This is a genomic window from Colwellia sp. M166, assembly GCF_024585285.1.
GTDB lineage: Bacteria > Pseudomonadota > Gammaproteobacteria > Enterobacterales > Alteromonadaceae > Cognaticolwellia.
On the sequence record NZ_CP040755.1, the window covers coordinates 2336565 to 2356316 of the forward strand.

The window sequence follows — 19752 nt, forward strand, 5'->3', positions numbered from 1 at the left end:
AGCCTTGATGGTATCTATGAATTTCAAGAGATTAATCGCAGCGACATAATTATCGCAGATGTCCTTAAAGTTGTTATCAATTCCAGTTTGAGGGCGAAAGCGTACCTATTAATTATCTAAGTAAAACTTAGCAATAGCAACTACAAGCATAATTTAGCGACCTTTCATCATGAAAAATAAAAATAAGGTTTTTTTAATTCGATGCTTAATTCATCTGTACATTAAATACGGTGGTGCTAAGCTAAGTTATGTGCAGCAATGAGTTAATCTCGATTCAAGATAAATAAAGCAGCTTAATAAACTATTTTTCTCAGAGGTGTTGAACAATAAAAATCTGCCACAACACCGTTTCGCTCGTGCATTAATGTCTACAATTTGTCATACAACATTCATTGTCCCGAATTGAGATGAGTTAGAAATCAAATACCCGATAAAGCTCGTATTGGATTTATCTCGAATCAATAGCATTTGAATATAAAGGTTGAAGTAATATAAATGTTACATTTTCAAGGATATACCTTCGTTAAGGCGCAGCAAGAAATTTCCAGCTCAATACAATTATTTATTGTGAAAAATGCTCAAGAAGAAAACTTCTTAGTTAAACGACTTAAAAAAAACAAAAACAATCAGTCGCTTACTCGCTTTAAAAAATTTTTAGCCTTACAAAGCAAACTACCAATCGAGCAGCTAATTACCCCGATTGAATACTTTGACGAACAGCAATATTGTTACGCGCTATTTCCTTATTCCCAACAAACTCAATCGTTAGCCGAACTTTCCCTATCCTCGCTTTCGTTAGAGAACAAACTAGAAATTGCCATTAATATTTGTCAATTTTATGCACAATTGCATCAGCTAGGCTTTATTGTTAACAATATTTGCCCTGATAATATTTATCTTGATGAAAATTTCCAGCCACGAATATATGACTTAAGTTTTGCGACAAAAATTTATGTACTCTACAAAAAGGCTGCAAATACCAGCGTTGATCGACAATATTTAACTACGCTGTCTCCAGAAGCTAGCGGACGAATAAACCGTGCTGTTGAAGTATATTCTGATCTTTATTCTATCGGTGCCTGCTTATTCAAGCTATTTTCCGGTCGTTTGCCCTTTATTTATGCCGATGACATGGAACTGGTTCATGCTCATATTGCCAAAAAGCCGAAACTCGCAAGCGCATATAACACTGACATACCTGCAGCAGTTGCCAACATACTGGCACATTTGCTAGAAAAAGAGCCCCATCAGCGCTATCAAAGCGCTCTAGGGCTAAAAGCAGACTTTGTTCGATGTGCAACAGATCTGAAAAAACTCAACAATATTCCGCTATTTACATTAGGAAAAAATGACTTTAGCAATAAACTGACTTTCTCTGCTGCTATTTTTGGCCGCAGCGAAGAACAAGATATTTTACTACAAGCCTTTCATCACGTTGAGCAAAAAAAGCACAGTCAAATCTGTGTGATCAGCGGCTATTCAGGTGTCGGAAAATCACGCCTTATTAAAGAATTACACCGGCCGATCATTGAAAAACAAGGCTATTTTATTTCTGGTAAATACGAGCAATATAAAAAAACTACCGCTTATTTTGCCTTAATTCAAGCTATTACCGATCTTGTCGAGCAGCTTTTGGGAGAGAGTGAAGAGAGTCTGGACCACTGGAAAAAGGTTTTTCAAACAGCACTACAAAATAACGGACAGTTACTAATAGAGCTTGTGCCAGAGTTGGCTCTGATCATTGGCATGCAACCGATACCGTCAGAATTACCACCAGAAGAAGCTCGCCATCGCTTTAATTTAACACTCAGCCATTTTTTGGAAGCTCTAGGTCAGCAAAATAAAATTGTGTCGATTTTTATCGATGATATGCAATGGGCTGATGTCGCCACTATTCAGTTATTACAACATTTAGTTGAAAGTAATCATAGCCGCAACTTATTACTGATAGTGGCTTATCGCGATAATGAAGTCAGTGCTACACATCCATTAAATCAATTTTTAGATGAGATAAAACAAACCACAAGCTTTAATAGTCAAATTAATTTATTACCACTAGATCCGGCAGCAACAGGACAATTTATTGCCGCATCATTATCATTAACGCTTGAAGAAATTCAGCCTCTGATTGATATCATCATCAACAAAACTGCAGGTAATCCCTTTTTTATTAAAGAATTTATAAAATCTTTAAATGAGCAAGGCATCTTAACTAAAAATGAAATAAATCAGTGGCACTGGGATGAGCAATTAACACATAGACTGACAGCAACAGACAATGTTATTGAATTAATGGCACTACGGTTAACCCATGTTTCAACATTGGGACAAAATATATTACATCACGCAGCCTGTATTGGTAGCGTAATCGCTATTGATTTATTAACCCACGTTGTCGGCTTAACAAATAAAGAGATTGAACGGGAGTTACGGCCCTTAATCGCTGACGGTTTATTGATCGCCTATTCACAAAACCTGCACATAGATACATTAGAACAAATTAAGTTTTCACATGACAAAATACAACAAGCGGCTTATTTGTTGACTAATCCCGTGCCAAAGTCGCTTATTCATTACAAAGTAGCACAATATTACCTGTCAGGTATAAACTCAACATCGAACAAAAATTCATACACTGATGATAATATTTTCGATTACATCGAACACTTAAACTTAGCTTCGTCTTTGTATATTGAGCAAGATAATCAAAAATTATTAGCACATTTTAATAATGTCGCCGGCCAAAAAGCGTTAGATAACAATGATTATAATAGTGCTCTGTATTACTTTGAACAGGCAGAACAATATTTAGACTGGCAACATTGGCAACGGGAATATGAGCTAAGTCTGAGTATTGCCTTAGGTAAAGCAAATGTATTGTATTTAACTCAAGACTATCAGCAAGGAAATTTACATTTTCAACAGCATAGCGCGCTTATTAGCGATATTATTGATCAAGCTAATTTTACTAAAATTCAAGTATTATCACTGATTGCACAAAATGACATGCAAAAAGCTTTTGATTTAGGTATTGCGACATTACAAGCTATCACTATTACACTGCCTCAAACCTCTGAAGCACTTAATTACTTAACAATAGAGCAATACTATCAACGAGATAACATTGCTGAGTTGGCAAACTTACCTGCCATGACCGATGACCGTCAATTATTAGCGCTAGATATTCTTAATGCCATCCAAACACCTGCTTATTTGTTAAGTCCTGTAGAGTATATGCGTATTGCTTATAGCTCACTAGAATTATGTTTAATCGGCGGGCTATCGGCACTCAGTGCAAAAGTGTTTGTTACTCATGGTTTGTTATTATGTGGTGCCTTTAGTCGCTTTGAAGAAGGTTTAGCTTTTGCCGCGTTGGCAACTAAGGTTAATCAGCTTTATCCGTCTGACGCTATTCATGTTGAAGTAGAATTCACCCGTAATGTTTCAATTGCCCATTGGACCGCCCCCCTTAATAGTACATTAAAACCATTGGAAGAAAATTTTTATCATGGTATTGAGTGCAGCAGTATTGAATACGCTTTTCACTCCGCACTATTTCAAAGCATGCATAGCTTGTTTAGCGGTGAAGGCCTTAAAGCATGTCAGACAGTATTTGCACGCCATGCAGATGCCATGAAAAATAAGAAACAGCATTACCAATTGGTGATCATGCAAATATGGCAACAGTTAGTCAAAAACTTGCAAACTGACAATACCGAGATAAATAATTTACAAGGGCAATATTTTAACGAAGCGGTACAACTGCCGATACTTATTGAAAGCGAAAATGCCACCACGCTATTTGCCTATCATTTAGCCCGTATGATACAAGCCTATTTATTTAATGATATTGCCCAAGCCTATGCACAAGTCAAATTGGCGCAGCCTTACCAAAACTCAGTAGTGTCTTTGTATCACTTTGGTGAATTTCATTTTTATGCTGCACTTATCCGTACTCAATACGCTCGCCAGCAAATATCTGAGCAACAAAATAATGATGAAAACATAGCAGAAATAAACATTAGCCTTAATTTAATTAAACAATGGGCACTTAGTGCACCGGAAAATTATCAGCATAAAGCAGAATTGATTCGTGCAGAACTACAATTTTTATCACAAGACAGTGCGGCATGGCAAAGCTATGATCAAGCCATTACACTTGCTAAACAACATTCGGCAAATCATCATGTCGCACTTGCCAATGAACTTGCGGGCAATTACTGGTTAGCTGCCAATAAGAAGTCATTAGCAAGAGATTATTATCAGCAAGCCTGTAATGACTACCAAATATGGGGCGCTAATCATAAAGCACAACAGCTGCTGCAATTACGTCAATCACTTCTAGTAATACCACGTCATCACAGTAATAAAATACCGAGTTATCAGCAACACAATAATAATGCTCAAGTGCTTGATCTTGCTTCGGTATTAAAAGCCTCTGAAACCTTAAGTGGCAAAGTTGACTTAACAGCATTTCTCCATCGGATGATGGTCATTATCATTGAAAATGCTGGTGCACAAAATGGTGCCTTATTGTTACAAAGTGACGGTATCTTAAATACTGAAATCGCCTTATCACGTGATGGTATTAGCAATGCTTCACAACAGCTACCTTACTCGATCATTAATTTTGTTTCTCGCACTTTAAAAGCACAAGTGTTGACTAAAACCAGTATTCAAGAGCAATTTATTTCTGATCCTTACTTTGCCGAACATCAGCCAAAGTCAATTATCTGTGTGCCAAGCATTATTAAAGGAAACTTACAAGGCATTGTTTATCTTGAACATTATGACATTGAAGGTGCCTTTAGTACTGAACGTGTTAACGTTTTACAATTACTTGCTGATCAAACAGCCATTTCATTTGATAATGCCAAGCTGTATCAGCAGGTAGTTAGTTATAGCCGTAATCTTGAAAATCAAATCCATGAACGCACTAAAGAGTTAGCGGCAGAAAAAATTAAAGCCGAACAAGCAAACCAAGCAAAATCTAATTTCTTAGCCAATATGAGCCATGAGATCAGAACCCCTATGAATGCTGTTATTGGCTTAAGCCAACTCGCTTTACGTACAAAATTGTCTGAAACACAACAAGATTATTTAGAAAAAATACAAGACTCATCTAAATCATTGCTCGGCTTAATCAACGATATTTTAGATTTTTCAAAAATTGAAGCGCAGAAGCTGACCCTAGAAAAAATTCAGTTTTCATTAGATGAGATTCTGCAACGTGTGGTGAATGTTTGTGCCTTTAAAGTACATGAAAAAGGTTTAGAATTTGTTATTGATATCGCTCCAGAAGTACCTAAAATATTAATTGGCGACCCCCTACGCTTGCAGCAAGTGCTTATCAATTTAGCCAATAACGCAGTAAAATTTACCCAGTCAGGTGCAATTCGCGTGTGCATTATAAAACACAGCGAGAGTGCTCAAAAGAGTTGCTTAAAATTCTCCATACACGACACGGGCATAGGCATGAGTCAGGAGCAACAACAAGGACTCTTCCAATCCTTTACTCAAGCTGATGATTCTGTTACGCGTAAATACGGTGGCACCGGCTTAGGCTTAGCCATTAGCAAACAATTAACCGAACTGATGGGAGGGCAGATATCGTTAAGCAGTGAACTAAACACTGGCTCAGTTTTTAGCTTTACCGCCAACTTTGAACATGCTGAACAAGAACTTGCAATAATGCCGACGGTCAATCGTCAAATGCTCACCGATTTAAAAGTTTTAGTTGCTGATGATATTGATATTGCAAGGAAAGTGTTAATTGAAGCATTAGCTTATATCGAAATTTCTGCTGATGGCGTAGAAAATGGCGAACAAGCATTAGCCGCGGTATTGTCTGCAGAAAAAAATGGCCGTCCTTATGATATCGTATTGATGGATTGGAAAATGCCGAAAATGGATGGTATTGAAGCCGCCAGACAAATTCAAGCACAAGCAAAAGATAAACACCCACACATATTAATGGTCTCGGCTTACGATAAAGATGAGGCTAAAACATTGGCGATTAATGCTGGTATTGATGAGTTCCTTGAAAAGCCAGTTAACCAGTCAGTATTAGTTGATACAATCATTGAACTGTTAAGTAAAAAAAGTAAAAGAGTTAGCGTGGAAAACAGCAAATCAGTACTTACTATCCCAAATTTAAGCGCCTACAAAGTCTTATTAGTTGAAGACAACATGATCAACCAACAAGTGGCAAAAGAGTTTTTAGCCGATACAAAAATCAAGGTTGAATATGCTGAAAATGGTTTAATTGCTTTAGAAAAAATATCAACACAAGCGTTTGATTTAGTGTTAATGGACATTCAAATGCCCGAAATGGATGGCTTAACCGCCACTAAAGAAATCCGCCAAACCTTAAAATTGCAAGATTTACCGATTATTGCCATGACCGCACACGCCATGGAAGGCGATATAGAGAAGAGTGTTATCGCCGGTATGAATCAACACTTAACTAAGCCCATTGAACCTGAATTGCTCTACAAAACATTAACTCAGTATTTGGATAAAAAAAGCCTATTATCAAACCCGCAGTCATCTAAACCACTGCAATCATCTAAACCACTGCAATCAAGTGTAAGAGAACAAAGTTTGGCCAGATTACGCCAAGAAACGGGGTTAGCCGTTGATGAAGCGATCAAGAGGATCCAAGGTAAAGAAGGGCTTTATACTGAACTCATTCATGATTTTTGGCTAAAATATCAAACGCTGTCACAAGAAATGACGCAAAATTATAAAACAGGCCAAACTGAATCATTATATCGCAGTGCCCATTCACTAAAATCCACGGCGCAATATATTGGTGCCTTTGAGTTAGCAACTTCGGCTAATGCGCTGGAAAACGAAATACACCATCAAGGTTTGCATGTTGAATTAAAACTCAACGAAGTAACCACACATTTAGACTTTATTGTTGCGCAATTAAACCGTATTTATCATCCGATGCCATTAGCGAATAGCCACCAAAAATTTGATACGGATAAGGCAAAAAAAATCATAGAAAAGTTAAAACCTTGCTTAATGTCAGCTAATATTCAAGCAGAAGATGTTATGAATGAATTAATGAAAATAGCTTATGAAACACCGTACCATCAGCAAATTATTGCCATTCAAAAGCAAGTCAACGATTTCGATTTTGATGATGCCTTGGTGGCATTACTCATCTTAGAAGAAAAAATTACTGATGCCAATTAATCATCAGCAAAGCTGCTATAGAGGTAGTTACTAATGCAACTGTTCAATAAGGAAGAGCACCGTAGAGCTAGTGAAAAAAATTATACTATCTTGTGTATTGATGATGAAAGCGTCAACTTAAAAGTGTTAGCGTCAATCTTTAAAGACCACTACAACGTAGTGGCTTGTAAAAGTGCTAAACAAGGTTTTCAGCACGCCTTGCAAGAAGAGCCCGATATTATTTTGCTTGATATCTTAATGCCCGAAGAAAATGGCTTCGAGCTGATGGAAAAATTAAAAAAACACCCAAAACTATCCAGTATACCAGTGATTTTCATTACCGGTTTACAAGACGTTGAAGATGAAGAGAAAGGTTTAATGATGGGGGCTTGTGATTATATTCAAAAACCTTTTAATTACAGTATTGTTCGTGCGCGAGTGAATACGCATTTAGAAATTATTCGCCAGCGCAATTTATTAGAAAGGTTTGCCTTATTCGACAGTCTTACGGAAGTACCTAATCGACGAAAATGGCAACAAGACAGCATTGATTGTTGGACATCAGCTAATACAACTAAAAATCCAATGGTATATGGCATTATCGACGTTGATCACTTTAAAAAGTACAATGATCATTACGGCCATCAGCAAGGTGATGTCGTCTTACGTAAAATAGCAAATACCCTTAGAAGAGCCCTATATGGTTATAATGGTGAAATTTTTCGTTGTGGCGGTGAAGAATTCTATTTTTACTTTCCAATGGCAAATAATATTCCCGCATCAATCGTACTATCCTCTTGTCTAGACAGCGTCACTCAGCTTACGATCCCGCATCGCGCGGTTGCTAATAGCTGCTATGTCTCGGTCAGTATTGGCGCAGTACTGGTCACGCCAAATAAAAACACCTCTCTCGAGCAAATTATGCAGCAAGCGGATGAAAGGTTATATTTAATCAAAAAAGGCAGCCGCAATGCCGTTAGCCTGCTTGAACTTAATCAAGACAATCTGCCAATTTCTGTTGGCATTTCCTAATCAAGCTTAAGTTTAACGCTACTTTTACCGAAAAATAATGGGAAAAGCTGAAAATATTAAGTATAGTGCGCGCCATTAATACTGATGACCATTAATCAGCTACAGAGGATAAATTGTGACAACGAAAGGCAATCTTTTCATTCTATCTGCCCCAAGTGGCGCAGGTAAATCGAGCTTAATTTCGGCTTTACTTAAACAAACATCCCCGAGAGCCATGCAGGTTTCTGTTTCCCACACAACTCGTGCCCCTCGTCCCGGTGAAATAGATGGTCAACACTATCACTTTGTCACCAAAGAACAATTCAAACACGCCATTACTGACAAACATTTCTACGAGTATGCGGAGGTCTTTGGTAATTTTTATGGTACTAGTGAAGTCGCAATAGACTTGCAACTTGCTCAGGGTATTGATGTTTTCCTTGATATTGACTGGCAAGGCGCCCAGCAAGTTAGAATGAAAAAGCCGGAAGTAACCACCATCTTTATTAGCCCACCGTCGAAGCAAGAATTAGAAAATCGACTACGTGGTCGAGGTCAAGACAGTGAAGAGGTTATCCAAGCTAGAATGGCACAAGCTCAAGCAGAATGTTCGCATTATCAAGAATTTGATTACATCATCATCAATGATGACTTTGACCAAGCATTAAGCGATTTAACCACCATAGTAAATAACCAACGTTTAAAACGCAGCCAACAAGCATGTCAGCATCAACAGTTATTTGCAGAATTATTAACGTAGAGCGCTTGCTTAACAACCAGTGGATCAAGTAAACTACGCCACTATTTTATAAATTTTAATTGTTGGAGTGACCAAATGGCTCGCGTAACTGTTGAAGATGCCGTAGAAAAAGTCGGTAATCGTTTTGACTTGGTGTTAATTGCATCTCGTCGTGCTCGTCAAATTGCTACGGGCGGAAAAGATCCATTGGTTGAACCTGAAAATGACAAACCAACAGTAATTGCTTTGCGTGAAATCGAAGCCGGTCTTATTACTACTGAAGTAATGGACAATTCTGAGCGTCATGAGCAAGTACAACAAGACTCTGCTGAATTAGCAGCTGTTGCGGCAATTGTTGGTGGTAATCAATAATTTCACTAACGTTTAACGTTAGTTGCAACATTGAAAACGCGTAAATTACGACTTTGTAGTTTACGCGTTTTTTATTTTCCGTAGATTTTTTAACAAATTTGTGACAAAAGCTCCATTCTAGTGCGCTTAAACATTGGCATAGCGGCAAAATAATCGTATTCTAATCTTATCGTTAAACTCTGAATCACTATCATCATTAAGGAATTTCTGGGTGTACCTTTTTGAACCACTAAAAGAACACGTATCAAGTTATTTGTCAAAAGTACAAATTGACCTATTGAAGCAGGCTTATATCGTCGCGCGCGAAGCACACGATGGCCAAATGCGTTCCAGCGGTGAGCCATATATTACCCATCCGGTTGCGGTGGCACTTAATCTTGCCAAAATGCATTTAGATCATGAAACCTTAATGGCCGCCTTGCTGCATGATGTAATCGAAGACACAAAAACTACAAAAGATGAACTCGCTGAACTTTTCGGTCATACCGTGGCTGAGTTAGTTGAAGGTGTCAGTAAACTCGACAAGTTAAAATTTGATAATAAAGAAGAAATGCAAGCGGAAAACTTTCGTAAAATGGTCTTGGCCATGGTACAAGACATTCGCGTTATTTTAATCAAACTTGCCGATCGTACTCACAATATGCGCACGTTAGAGTCTTTACGTCCCGATAAGCGCCGACGCATAGCCCGTGAAACACTAGATATCTATGCCCCAATTGCTAATCGTCTCGGTATTCATGATGTCAAAAATGAACTGGAAGTATTAGGCTTTGAAGCGCTATACCCTATGCGCTCTAGAGCATTAAAGTCGGCGGTTAAACAAGCCCGTGGCAACCGTAAAGAAATTATCAATAATATTCAAGAAGAAGTCACCCGACGCTTAGCTGAAAGTGGTATTAAGGCACAAGTTATTGGTCGAGAAAAGCACCTTTACTCTATCTATCGTAAAATGCAAAACAAAGAACTCATGTTCAATGAAGTCATGGACATTTACGCCTTTAGAATCATCGTTGGTGATAAAATAGATGACTGTTATCGTGCTTTAGGCGCCGCTCATAACTTGTTTAAACCGATTGAATCACGCTTTAAAGACTATATTGCTATCCCAAAAACTAATGGCTATCAATCGCTACACACTTCGTTAATTGGTCCGCACGGTATTCCTGTTGAAATTCAAATTCGTACCCACGATATGGATCAAATGGCGGATAAAGGCGTCGCGGCACACTGGCTATATAAACAAGACGGTGAAGACACTGGCACCACAGCACAAATGAAAGCACGCCGCTGGATGCAAAGTTTATTAGAATTACAACAAAGTGCCGGTAGTTCTTTTGAATTTATTGAAAATGTAAAATCAGATCTTTTTCCCGAAGAAATTTATGTTTTCACCCCCGATGGTCGCATTATTGAACTTCCTATGGGCGCAACGGCTGTCGATTTTGCTTACGCTGTGCATACCGATGTGGGTAACTCTTGCGTGGGCGTAAAAGTCGATCGTAAACCTTTTCCATTAAGCCAGCCGCTAGATTCCGGCCAAACTATTGAAGTCATCACTTCAACCGCCGCTCGACCTAACGCCACTTGGCTTAATTTTGTTGTCACATCAAAAGCACGCTTGCAAATTCGTACTTATTTGCGCTCACAAGAACAAACCGAGTCACTTGCTCTAGGCAGACGTTTACTCAGCCATGCGTTAGGTACCACTAAGCTAGAAGATATAGCGCAAGAAAAACTGACTCAAGTAGTCAAAGATACCGGCAACAAAACCATTGAAGAGCTGTTAATTAATATTGGTCTCGGCAATGCTTTAAGTATCGGTATCGCTAAACGCTTAAAAGACGAATTTACCGAAGAATCAGATCTGCAACCAACCTCAACCAAAGGCAAAATGCCGATTAAAGGCACAGAAGGCATGATGGTTAGCTATGGTAAGTGTTGCCGACCTATTCCTGGTGACTCTATTCTTGCTTATTTAAGCCCAGGTAAGGGCTTAATGGTACATCAACATGGTTGTCGAAATAATAAAGGCCATGAGCAAGGTAGTCTATTCCCTGTTAGATGGGATACCGATATTGATCGGGACTTTATTGCCAAGTTACGTATCGATATTCTCAATCACAAGGGCGCACTAGCAGCACTAACCAATGTGGTTGCTCGTTGTGGCTCAAATGTACACTCACTCAATTCTGGTGAAAAAGAATCTGGCCTTTACCTCATTGATATGGAAATTACCTGTCGAAACAGGGTTCATCTTGCCGATATCATCCGAAAAATTAAAGTTATGGGTGACGTTCAACGCGTTGTACGTAACAAATAGTATTGCTTAGGAAAAAATATGAAAACCATTATTAGTACAGAACATGCACCAAGTGCCATTGGCACTTATAGCCAAGCCGTAAAAGTAAATAATACTGTTTATTTATCAGGCCAAATACCACTAGTACCAACAACCATGGAAATTGTTTCTGAAGATTTTACCGAACAAGCTCAACAGGTATTTAAAAACCTTGTCGCGGTTTGTGAAGCAGCCGGTGGTAATATTAATGATATGGTAAAAGTGAATATATTTTTACAAGATCTGGCTAACTTCGCTATCGTTAACGAAATCATGAGTCAATATTTTCAACAACCATACCCTGCAAGAGCGGCAGTGCAAGTAGCCCGTTTGCCGAAAGATGTTGCGATTGAAATTGACGGTATTATGGAATTGCCAAACTATAGCTAACACACTCTACATAGCTACAAATTTTCCGGTAGGCCAGAAACAAAAAGGCTTGCCAATATTTAACTAACTTTAGAACCAGTATATGACACCGGATAGACTACAACGAATTAACAGTATGTTAGATCAACGCCAACCTGATTTAACCGTATGTATGGAGGGTGTACACAAAACCCATAATTTAGCCGCCGTAGTTCGTACCGCTGATGCTGTGGGTGTGAGTGACGTACATGCAGTATGGAAAAATGAAACCATGCGCCTTTCCGGTGGTAGTGCTGCAGGTAGTCAAAATTGGATAGATGTTCATGATTACAGTAAGACCGAAGACGCCATCGACGAATTAAAGCAACAAGGCATGCAAGTGCTGGTAACTAATTTATCTGATACTGCCGTCGATTTTCGTGAAATTGATTATACCAAGCCAACCGCGATTATTCTTGGCCAAGAAAAGTTTGGCGCCTCTGAAAAAGCACTGGAAATGGCCGACCAAGATATCGTTATTCCCATGGTAGGCATGGTGCAGTCATTAAATGTTTCTGTCGCTTGTTCTGTAGTATTGTATGAAGCTCAACGCCAGCGCCAAGCGGCAGGTTTATACCAACAAGCCCGAATAAGTCATGCCCGTCGTCAACGTATATTATTTGAAGGTGGCCACCCTATTTTTGCCAAAGCTTGTCAGCGTAAGGGACTACCTTATCCAGAAATTGATGAAGCAGGTCAAATTGTTGCCTCTGAGCAATGGTGGCAACAAATGCAAATGACCCAAGATGCTTGGCAGAATATTGACGACGAGTAAATAATACCCTCGTGGTATAAATCAACTTACAGCAAGGAATTCTGCGTGTCTCGTCAAGTGGAAGCATTAACTAATTTAGCTAAAATTCCCGTTACCTCGTTGAAAGGCGTTGGACCAGGTATGGCCGGTAAGTTGGAAAAAATTGGTTTAGTATCTCTGCAAGATTTATTATTTCATTTACCGCTACGCTACGAAGATCGCACACGTGTCACGGCTGTTCGCGATCTTATGCCCGGTATTTATACCAATATCATTGGCGAAGTAACACAAAGTCAGATAATCCAAGGCAAGCGTAGAATGTTACTAGTGACCATTAATGATGGTAGCGGCAGTATCAACTTACGTTTTTTTCACTTCTCTGCTAGCCAAAAAAACAATCTCGCTGTTGGGCTTAATATTCGTTGTTATGGAGAAATTAATCGCGGTGTGCGTGGCTTTGAAATGGTGCACCCTGAATATAAGGCACTTGCTCAAGACCAGCCATTAACTGCTGTCGAAGAAACCTTAACACCGGTTTATTCAACCACCGACGGCCTACGACAAATTTCTTTACGTAATCTCACTGAGCAAGCATTAATTCGCCTACAACGAGGCCAAGTCGAAGAATTGCTGCCCGCTGAAATTAGCCATCAGCAATATGCCTTAGCTGAAGCACTCGCACTGATACATCGGCCGCCTCCAGATACCTCCGTGGTATTAATGGAGCAAGGTAAACATCCTGCACAACTTCGGCTTATTAAAGAAGAACTGCTAGCCCATAACCTCAGTATGTTGAAGTTGCGGGCATCGAGTGATCACCACCCTGCAGTTTCATTAGCCATAGATGAACAGCTTGAGCAGAAATTTCTAGCATCACTACCATTCTCACCAACAGGTGCGCAAACCAGAGTAACAGCAGAAATACGTACCGACTTATTAAAGCACATGCCGATGATGCGCTTAGTGCAAGGTGACGTTGGCTCGGGTAAAACATTGGTGGCCGGCTTGGCAGCTTTAACCGCTATTGGTCAAGGCTATCAGGTAGCTCTCATGGCACCAACTGAAATACTCGCTGAGCAACACGCAATTAATTTTCAAAACTGGTTCGAACCACTGAATATTTCTGTTGGCTGGTTGGTTGGAAAAACCAAAGCAAAAGCGAGAAGACAAGCATTAGAAGTTATCGCTAATGGTGATATGCAAATGGTGATCGGTACCCATGCCTTATTTCAAGAACAAGTAATATTCAATAAACTCGCCTTAATTGTTATTGATGAACAACACAAGTTTGGCGTTCATCAACGTTTATCATTACGCGAAAAAGGTGCCTGGCAGGGCCATTATCCCCATCAGCTAATAATGACCGCGACACCTATCCCTCGCACGTTAGCCATGACAGCTTATGCAGATTTAGATACCTCAGTGATTGATGAATTACCTCCTGGTCGTACGCCGATTACCACCATTGCCTTGCCAGATTCTCGTCGTGATGATGTTATTGAGCGTATTCGACAAGGTTGCATTAATGATAACCGTCAAGCTTATTGGGTTTGTACGCTAATTGAAGAATCAGAAGTATTACAATGCCAAGCCGCTGAAGATACTGCAGTTTATTTACAAGCGCAATTGCCAGAGCTGAAAATTGGCTTAGTACATGGTCGTATGAAAGCTGACGAAAAACAGGCAGTAATGGAACGCTTTAAACTCGGCGAACTCGAGCTATTAGTAGCAACAACCGTGATAGAGGTGGGTGTAGACGTACCCAACTCAAGTTTGATGGTGATTGAAAATCCAGAACGCTTAGGCCTTGCACAATTACATCAATTACGCGGCCGTGTCGGTCGTGGCTCAGTCGCATCTCATTGTGTATTAATGTACAAAGCCCCCTTAACTAAAACCGCGACTAAACGTTTAAATGTCCTGAGAGCAAGTAACGATGGCTTTGTCATCGCGCAAAAAGATCTCGAAATTAGAGGGCCTGGAGAACTACTGGGTACTAAGCAAACCGGTTTGGCTGACTTAAAAATTGCCGATTTACAACGCGATGCTCATTTAATACCAGAAGTGCAAAAACATGCCCGTCTTATCTGGCAAAAATATCCTGAACAAGCCAACGCACTTATCAGTCGCTGGTTAGCAAATCGTGAAAAATACTCTAATGCCTAAGCGCAAATAATTCAATTTTGCATAGCTCCTCACAATAACAATAAGTTAATACTCGCCAGCTTGATCTCAAGTGTTAATAATTGCCAAAAAATACGGTAAACTAGCAGTAATTTTAGTTAATAGCGAAATCATGATGTCAGCACACGATCAAAATCATCAAACTAACAACGACAATAGTGACGAGAACACCACCCACTTTGGCTTTCAAACTGTTGAAAAAAATGAAAAAGAGTCGAAAGTTGCCAGCGTTTTTCACTCTGTTGCTCAACAATATGACGTCATGAATGATTTGATGTCATTTGGTATTCACCGATTATGGAAACGCTTTACTATTGATGCCAGCGGCGTTCGTCCGGGTAACAAAGTGTTAGATTTAGCAGGCGGCACGGGTGATTTAACGGCAAAGTTCTCACAACTGGTCGGCCGTGAGGGTAAAGTGATATTAGCTGATATAAATAGCTCAATGCTTAATGTTGGTCGTGATAAGTTACGTGATCGTGGTTTAGTACAAAATATTGAATATGTACAAGCCAATGCACAGTATTTACCTTTTGAAGATAATACTTTTGATATAATCACTATCGCTTTTGGTTTACGTAATGTGACTGATAAAGATATGGCATTACGCTCGATGTATCGTGTATTAAAGCCTGGAGGGCGTTTATTAGTATTAGAGTTTTCTAAACCAGAGCATCAATTGGTCAATAAAGCCTACGACTTCTATTCTTTTAATATCTTACCTAAGATGGGTGAATTAGTCGCTAAAGACGGTGACAGCTATCAATATTTAGCTGAATCTATCCGCATGCACCCTGATCAAGAAACACTTAAAACCATGATGGATGCAGCGGGCTTCGAACAAACCAGCTTTAAAAACTTAACCGGTGGTGTCGTTGCCCTGCATAAAGGTTATAAGTTTTAATCTTATGCGCCCAGATATCAGCCAACAATTTATGTTTGCTCAAGCATTAACTGCCGTGTTCGAAACGCTTATAAATCAGTTTTTGAAATATAACCTGCACGGTAATCATGCATTACAATCATTATCTGAGAAAACCTTAACGATCAAGCTAGCTGAGTTACCTTTTGCCTTAAGCTTTACCGTTAGCGATGAAAAAATTCATGTCACTAGCAGTGATGAGCATAATGATTGTTGCATTATTACGAGTATCAGTACCTTAATTGAGTTAAACACAGAGCAACAACTCACTGACTTAATCAAAAATGACAAACTCGATATTCAAGGTGATTTAAAAATAGCCCAGCGCTTTGCTCATGTGGCAGAGACCCTCGATATTGATTGGCAAAGTGAGTTAGCAAAACGTATTGGTGATATTCCTAGCTATAAATTTGGCCAACTAGGTAAAAAATTATTAAAAAAATTAAATTTTACCGCTAAACAAATCAAAGCAGATGCCAGTGAGTGGCTAGTACATGAAAAACGTTTGGTCGTCACTACGGCTGAAATAACCTATTTTAGCCTTGATGTTGAGCAGGTAGAGCAAAAGGTTTCAGCTTTAAGTCAACGTATTGAGACATTAATCAATCAACAACCCAAACTATCATAAGGCCTTACGGTGAGTAGTAAACGTTTATACAAAATAGTAAAAACATTTCTTCAGTTTGGGCTTGATGAGCTTTTGCCGGAAAAATATCTGCCTTGGTACGCAAGAATTGCTCGACGCTCGTTATTTTGGCTAAGAAATAAGCATCGTGATAAAACTAAAGCACAACGTTTTCGCCTAGCGATAGAGTCCCTTGGGCCAGTATTTGTTAAATTTGGTCAAATGCTTTCGACACGTCGAGATTTATTACCTGATGACTTCGCTAATGAACTGACTTTACTGCAAGATAAAGTGCCAGCATTTTCCGGTCAAGAAGCTGAAAAAATTATTTCCACAGCGATCGGTGCTAATACTTTTGCTGAAACTTTTATCAACTTTGAGCAAACACCATTAGCATCTGCCTCTATTGCTCAAGTACATACTGCCACTATGTTGCACTCAGATGGCGAGCAAGCGGTAGTATTAAAAGTACTACGTCCCAATATTGAAAAAACCATTTTAGCCGACATCACAGTGATGTCATTTTTTGCAGAAATTGTTGCCCGTTGGCTACCTGATGGCAAACGACTGCGGCCAGTAGAAGTTGTTGCTGAATATAAAAAAACTATCTTAGAAGAATTAGATTTAAACCGAGAAGCAGGCAATGCTATTCAGCTTAAGCGTAACTTTAGCCAAGGACGAGATAGCGATAAAGTACTGTACGTTCCTGAAGTCTATAGTGAATACTGCTCAAAAAACGTTATGGTTATGGAGCGTATTTACGGTATCGGTGTCGGTGAAATTGATACTTTACATAGCAAAAATGTCGATATGAAATTACTAGCTGAACGAGGCGTGGAAGTATTTTTCACCCAAGTATTCCGCGATAGCTTTTTTCATGCTGACATGCATCCCGGTAATGTTTTTGTTGATGCAACCAATCCGCAAGATCCTACTTGGATTGCCATTGATTGCGGTATTGTCGGCACCTTAAACCGTGAAGACAAACGTTATTTGGCAGAAAACTTTGTCGCTTTCTTCAATCGCGATTACCGTAAAGTAGCACAACTGCATGTAGACTCCGGTTGGGTACCCAGCGACACCAGCGTTGATGAATTTGAATTTGCCATTCGTACTGTATGCGAGCCTATTTTTAATAAACCTTTGTCTGAAATATCTTTTGGTCAGGTATTAATTAACCTTTTCAATACCGCACGTCGTTTTAATATGGAAGTACAGCCACAGCTAGTGTTATTACAAAAAACGCTACTCTATATCGAAGGTTTGGGACGTCAACTTTATCCAGCTTTAGACCTTTGGCAAACAGCCAAACCATTTTTAGAAAACTGGGTCAAAGAACAAATGGGTGTTAAAGCAGTATTTAATAAGGTAAAAGACAACTTACCTTTTTGGAATGAAAAACTGCCAGAAATTCCTGATTTAGTTTACGATTACTTAAAAACCAACCGTGAAGCACAGCGGCTGCAATTATCAACACTTAAACAGTTACAACGCCAGCAGCAACATCACAGTAAGAAAGTCACCATATTGGCAGTAATTGCAACACTCGCAATTTGCTTAACCATTAGCTTTACTTAATAAGCCCAAACAACTTATTGCCTAAAGCACAGTCGCCATTTTATAGCGCCTGACATTAGGCAATACCAAATAGATAAACTCAACAGGAAAAAACATGACTAACAACGAAGTTTTACAACATATTCGTTATATATTTGCTTTCAGCAATGAAAAAATATCGGCCATTTTTAAACTCGCCGAATGTACAAAAACTGACGATGAAATTAATAACTTTTTCCGCAAAAACGGTGAGCCAGCATTTACCCGTATCGCAGATAATGTTTTAGCAAGCTTTCTTGATGGCTTAATTATTGAGTTTCGCGGTGCCAAAGCAGGCGCACAAGCCCAGTTAGAGCAAGTAATTAATAATAATATTATTTTTAATAAAGTAAAGATTGCACTGGCATTGAAAGCCGACGAAATTATCAGCTTATTGTCTTCCGCCGAATTAACACTGAGCAAACATGAGCTCAGTGCTTTTTTCCGTAAGCCAGAACACAAACACTTCCGTAGCTGTAATGATGATACGCTACTAAAATTCTTTAATGCTTTGCATTTAAAAAACCAACAAGTCATTAAAGAAATTAAAGAATAATACTGCTTAGCTAGGTTGATTCACCGACCTAGCTAACGTCAAACATTTACCTCCTCCCCTCCCTGCGCTATATTGTATTCAGTAGCCGTTAGTAATAGTTAGCTTATGACCAAGCTCAAAAAGGTGATTCTTTCTTTTATATTCTTATCCTTGTGCTCCGGTAGTACGGCATTTAGCTATGCTAAGGATAAGCCGTTAATCTTTGTAGCCGAAGAACTACCTCCGTACCATTTTATCGATAGTAAAGGTCATGCCTGCGGTGCTTTGGTTGAGTTAGTGCAAGCCGTACTAGCTAAAGCGGAACTATCCGGTACCATTGAAATACAGCCATTCGCTCGTGGCTATAAAACCACTCAAACTCAAAAAAATACCTTTATGTTTTCTTTGTTAAAAACACCGAATCGTGAAGCAATGTTTCAATGGGTTGGACAAACCTATAAAAGTACTGCGGTACTTGTTGGTCTAAAAAGTCGTCAAGATATTAAATTACTATCACTTGAAAGTGCGAAGCCGTATATCGTAGGAACAATAAGGGGCTATCATTCAGATCATTTTCTACATAAAAATGGCTTTACTGAACAAGAAAATTTATCGTTAAGTGTTACCAGTAAGCAGATGTGGTCAATGCTATTTAATGGTCGGATCGATTTGGTATTAACCAACTATATGGCATTAGACAGAGAGATAACTCAAGCGGGCTTTGATGCTAGCAATATTGCGCCTTACTTATCCTTAGCCAACTTTCCCACAGAACTCTATATAGCAACAGGTTTAGCAACGTCAAATAAAGTCATTGTCCGGTTAGCTTCGGCATTAGCGGCAATTAAAAAATCAGGTGTTTATCAACAAATATTAACTAAATATAATTTATAACGTACTTGTAAAATGATGTAAAAATACTTGACTCAATGGCCAGTTCAATTAACGCACATCGAATTAAACGGGTTTATAACGCCAAAGTTGCCTATGACAAGCCTATAATTTGAGTGCTTTAGCGCACTTGCTATTTGTTGAATCAAAACGCTGGCAGCTACATTGAATTTTGCAAATTGCTCCCATTGA

13 protein-coding genes are annotated in these 19752 nt (G+C 39.0%); all 13 read left to right on the forward strand.

The window, feature by feature from the left end:
• The first annotated feature begins 495 nt into the window (after positions 1–495).
• The 13 genes from FGD67_RS10645 to FGD67_RS10705 all read left to right on the forward strand — a co-directional run bounded on the left by FGD67_RS10645 (position 496) and on the right by FGD67_RS10705 (position 19563).
• Complete coding sequence (locus tag FGD67_RS10645; protein ID WP_257174976.1) at positions 496–7206, forward strand: response regulator; 6711 nt, start codon at positions 496–498, stop codon at positions 7204–7206.
• Positions 7207–7239: 33 nt separating this feature from the next.
• The gene (locus FGD67_RS10650) at positions 7240–8217 is read left to right on the forward strand and encodes a diguanylate cyclase domain-containing protein (protein ID WP_257174977.1); all 978 of its coding nucleotides are present in this window, start codon (positions 7240–7242) and stop codon (positions 8215–8217) included.
• A 115-nt stretch (positions 8218–8332) separates the two neighbouring features.
• The gene (gmk, locus tag FGD67_RS10655; RefSeq protein ID WP_257174978.1) at positions 8333–8956 is read left to right on the forward strand and encodes a guanylate kinase; all 624 of its coding nucleotides are present in this window, start codon (positions 8333–8335) and stop codon (positions 8954–8956) included.
• A 75-nt stretch (positions 8957–9031) separates the two neighbouring features.
• Positions 9032–9307: a DNA-directed RNA polymerase subunit omega gene (rpoZ, locus tag FGD67_RS10660; protein WP_257174979.1), complete on the forward strand. Its 276-nt coding sequence runs from the start codon at positions 9032–9034 to the stop codon at positions 9305–9307.
• A gap of 211 nt (positions 9308–9518) precedes the next feature.
• The gene (spoT, locus tag FGD67_RS10665) at positions 9519–11627 is read left to right on the forward strand and encodes a bifunctional GTP diphosphokinase/guanosine-3',5'-bis pyrophosphate 3'-pyrophosphohydrolase (RefSeq protein ID WP_257174980.1); all 2109 of its coding nucleotides are present in this window, start codon (positions 9519–9521) and stop codon (positions 11625–11627) included.
• An 18-nt stretch (positions 11628–11645) separates the two neighbouring features.
• Entirely contained in the window at positions 11646–12035 is a 390-nt protein-coding gene (locus tag FGD67_RS10670; protein ID WP_257174981.1) for a RidA family protein, read from the forward strand.
• Between the two features lie 82 nt (positions 12036–12117).
• On the forward strand, positions 12118–12828 hold the full coding sequence (gene trmH, locus FGD67_RS10675; RefSeq protein ID WP_257174982.1) for a tRNA (guanosine(18)-2'-O)-methyltransferase TrmH: 711 nt from the start codon (positions 12118–12120) through the stop codon (positions 12826–12828).
• A gap of 45 nt (positions 12829–12873) precedes the next feature.
• A complete protein-coding gene (gene recG, locus FGD67_RS10680) occupies positions 12874–14973 on the forward strand; it encodes an ATP-dependent DNA helicase RecG (protein WP_257174983.1) in 2100 nt (699 codons plus the stop codon).
• A gap of 133 nt (positions 14974–15106) precedes the next feature.
• Entirely contained in the window at positions 15107–15895 is a 789-nt protein-coding gene (gene ubiE, locus FGD67_RS10685) for a bifunctional demethylmenaquinone methyltransferase/2-methoxy-6-polyprenyl-1,4-benzoquinol methylase UbiE (RefSeq protein WP_257175102.1), read from the forward strand.
• Between the two features lie 4 nt (positions 15896–15899).
• Positions 15900–16541, forward strand: coding sequence for an SCP2 domain-containing protein (locus FGD67_RS10690; protein WP_257174984.1), 642 nt, complete (start codon positions 15900–15902; stop codon positions 16539–16541).
• A 9-nt stretch (positions 16542–16550) separates the two neighbouring features.
• Positions 16551–18116 (forward strand): ubiquinone biosynthesis regulatory protein kinase UbiB, encoded by a 1566-nt coding sequence (gene ubiB, locus FGD67_RS10695; protein WP_257174985.1) that lies wholly within the window; start codon positions 16551–16553, stop codon positions 18114–18116.
• A gap of 94 nt (positions 18117–18210) precedes the next feature.
• Positions 18211–18690: a DUF1456 family protein gene (locus FGD67_RS10700; protein WP_257174986.1), complete on the forward strand. Its 480-nt coding sequence runs from the start codon at positions 18211–18213 to the stop codon at positions 18688–18690.
• A 105-nt stretch (positions 18691–18795) separates the two neighbouring features.
• A complete protein-coding gene (locus tag FGD67_RS10705) occupies positions 18796–19563 on the forward strand; it encodes an ABC transporter substrate-binding protein (protein ID WP_257174987.1) in 768 nt (255 codons plus the stop codon).
• Positions 19564–19752: the final 189 nt, after the last annotated feature.

Bases quoted from the DNA above. Each gene is read 5' to 3' on its own strand.
- FGD67_RS10645 (WP_257174976.1), top strand. From the start codon at position 496: ATGTTACATTTTCAAGGATATACCTTCGTTAAGGCGCAGCAAGAAATT.
- FGD67_RS10700 (WP_257174986.1), top strand. From the start codon at position 18,211: ATGACTAACAACGAAGTTTTACAACATATTCGTTATATATTTGCTTTC.
- ubiE (WP_257175102.1), top strand. From the start codon at position 15,107: ATGTCAGCACACGATCAAAATCATCAAACTAACAACGACAATAGTGAC.
- trmH (WP_257174982.1), top strand. From the start codon at position 12,118: ATGACACCGGATAGACTACAACGAATTAACAGTATGTTAGATCAACGC.
- FGD67_RS10670 (WP_257174981.1), top strand. From the start codon at position 11,646: ATGAAAACCATTATTAGTACAGAACATGCACCAAGTGCCATTGGCACT.
- FGD67_RS10705 (WP_257174987.1), top strand. From the start codon at position 18,796: ATGACCAAGCTCAAAAAGGTGATTCTTTCTTTTATATTCTTATCCTTG.
- FGD67_RS10650 (WP_257174977.1), top strand. From the start codon at position 7,240: ATGCAACTGTTCAATAAGGAAGAGCACCGTAGAGCTAGTGAAAAAAAT.
- rpoZ (WP_257174979.1), top strand. From the start codon at position 9,032: ATGGCTCGCGTAACTGTTGAAGATGCCGTAGAAAAAGTCGGTAATCGT.
- FGD67_RS10690 (WP_257174984.1), top strand. From the start codon at position 15,900: ATGCGCCCAGATATCAGCCAACAATTTATGTTTGCTCAAGCATTAACT.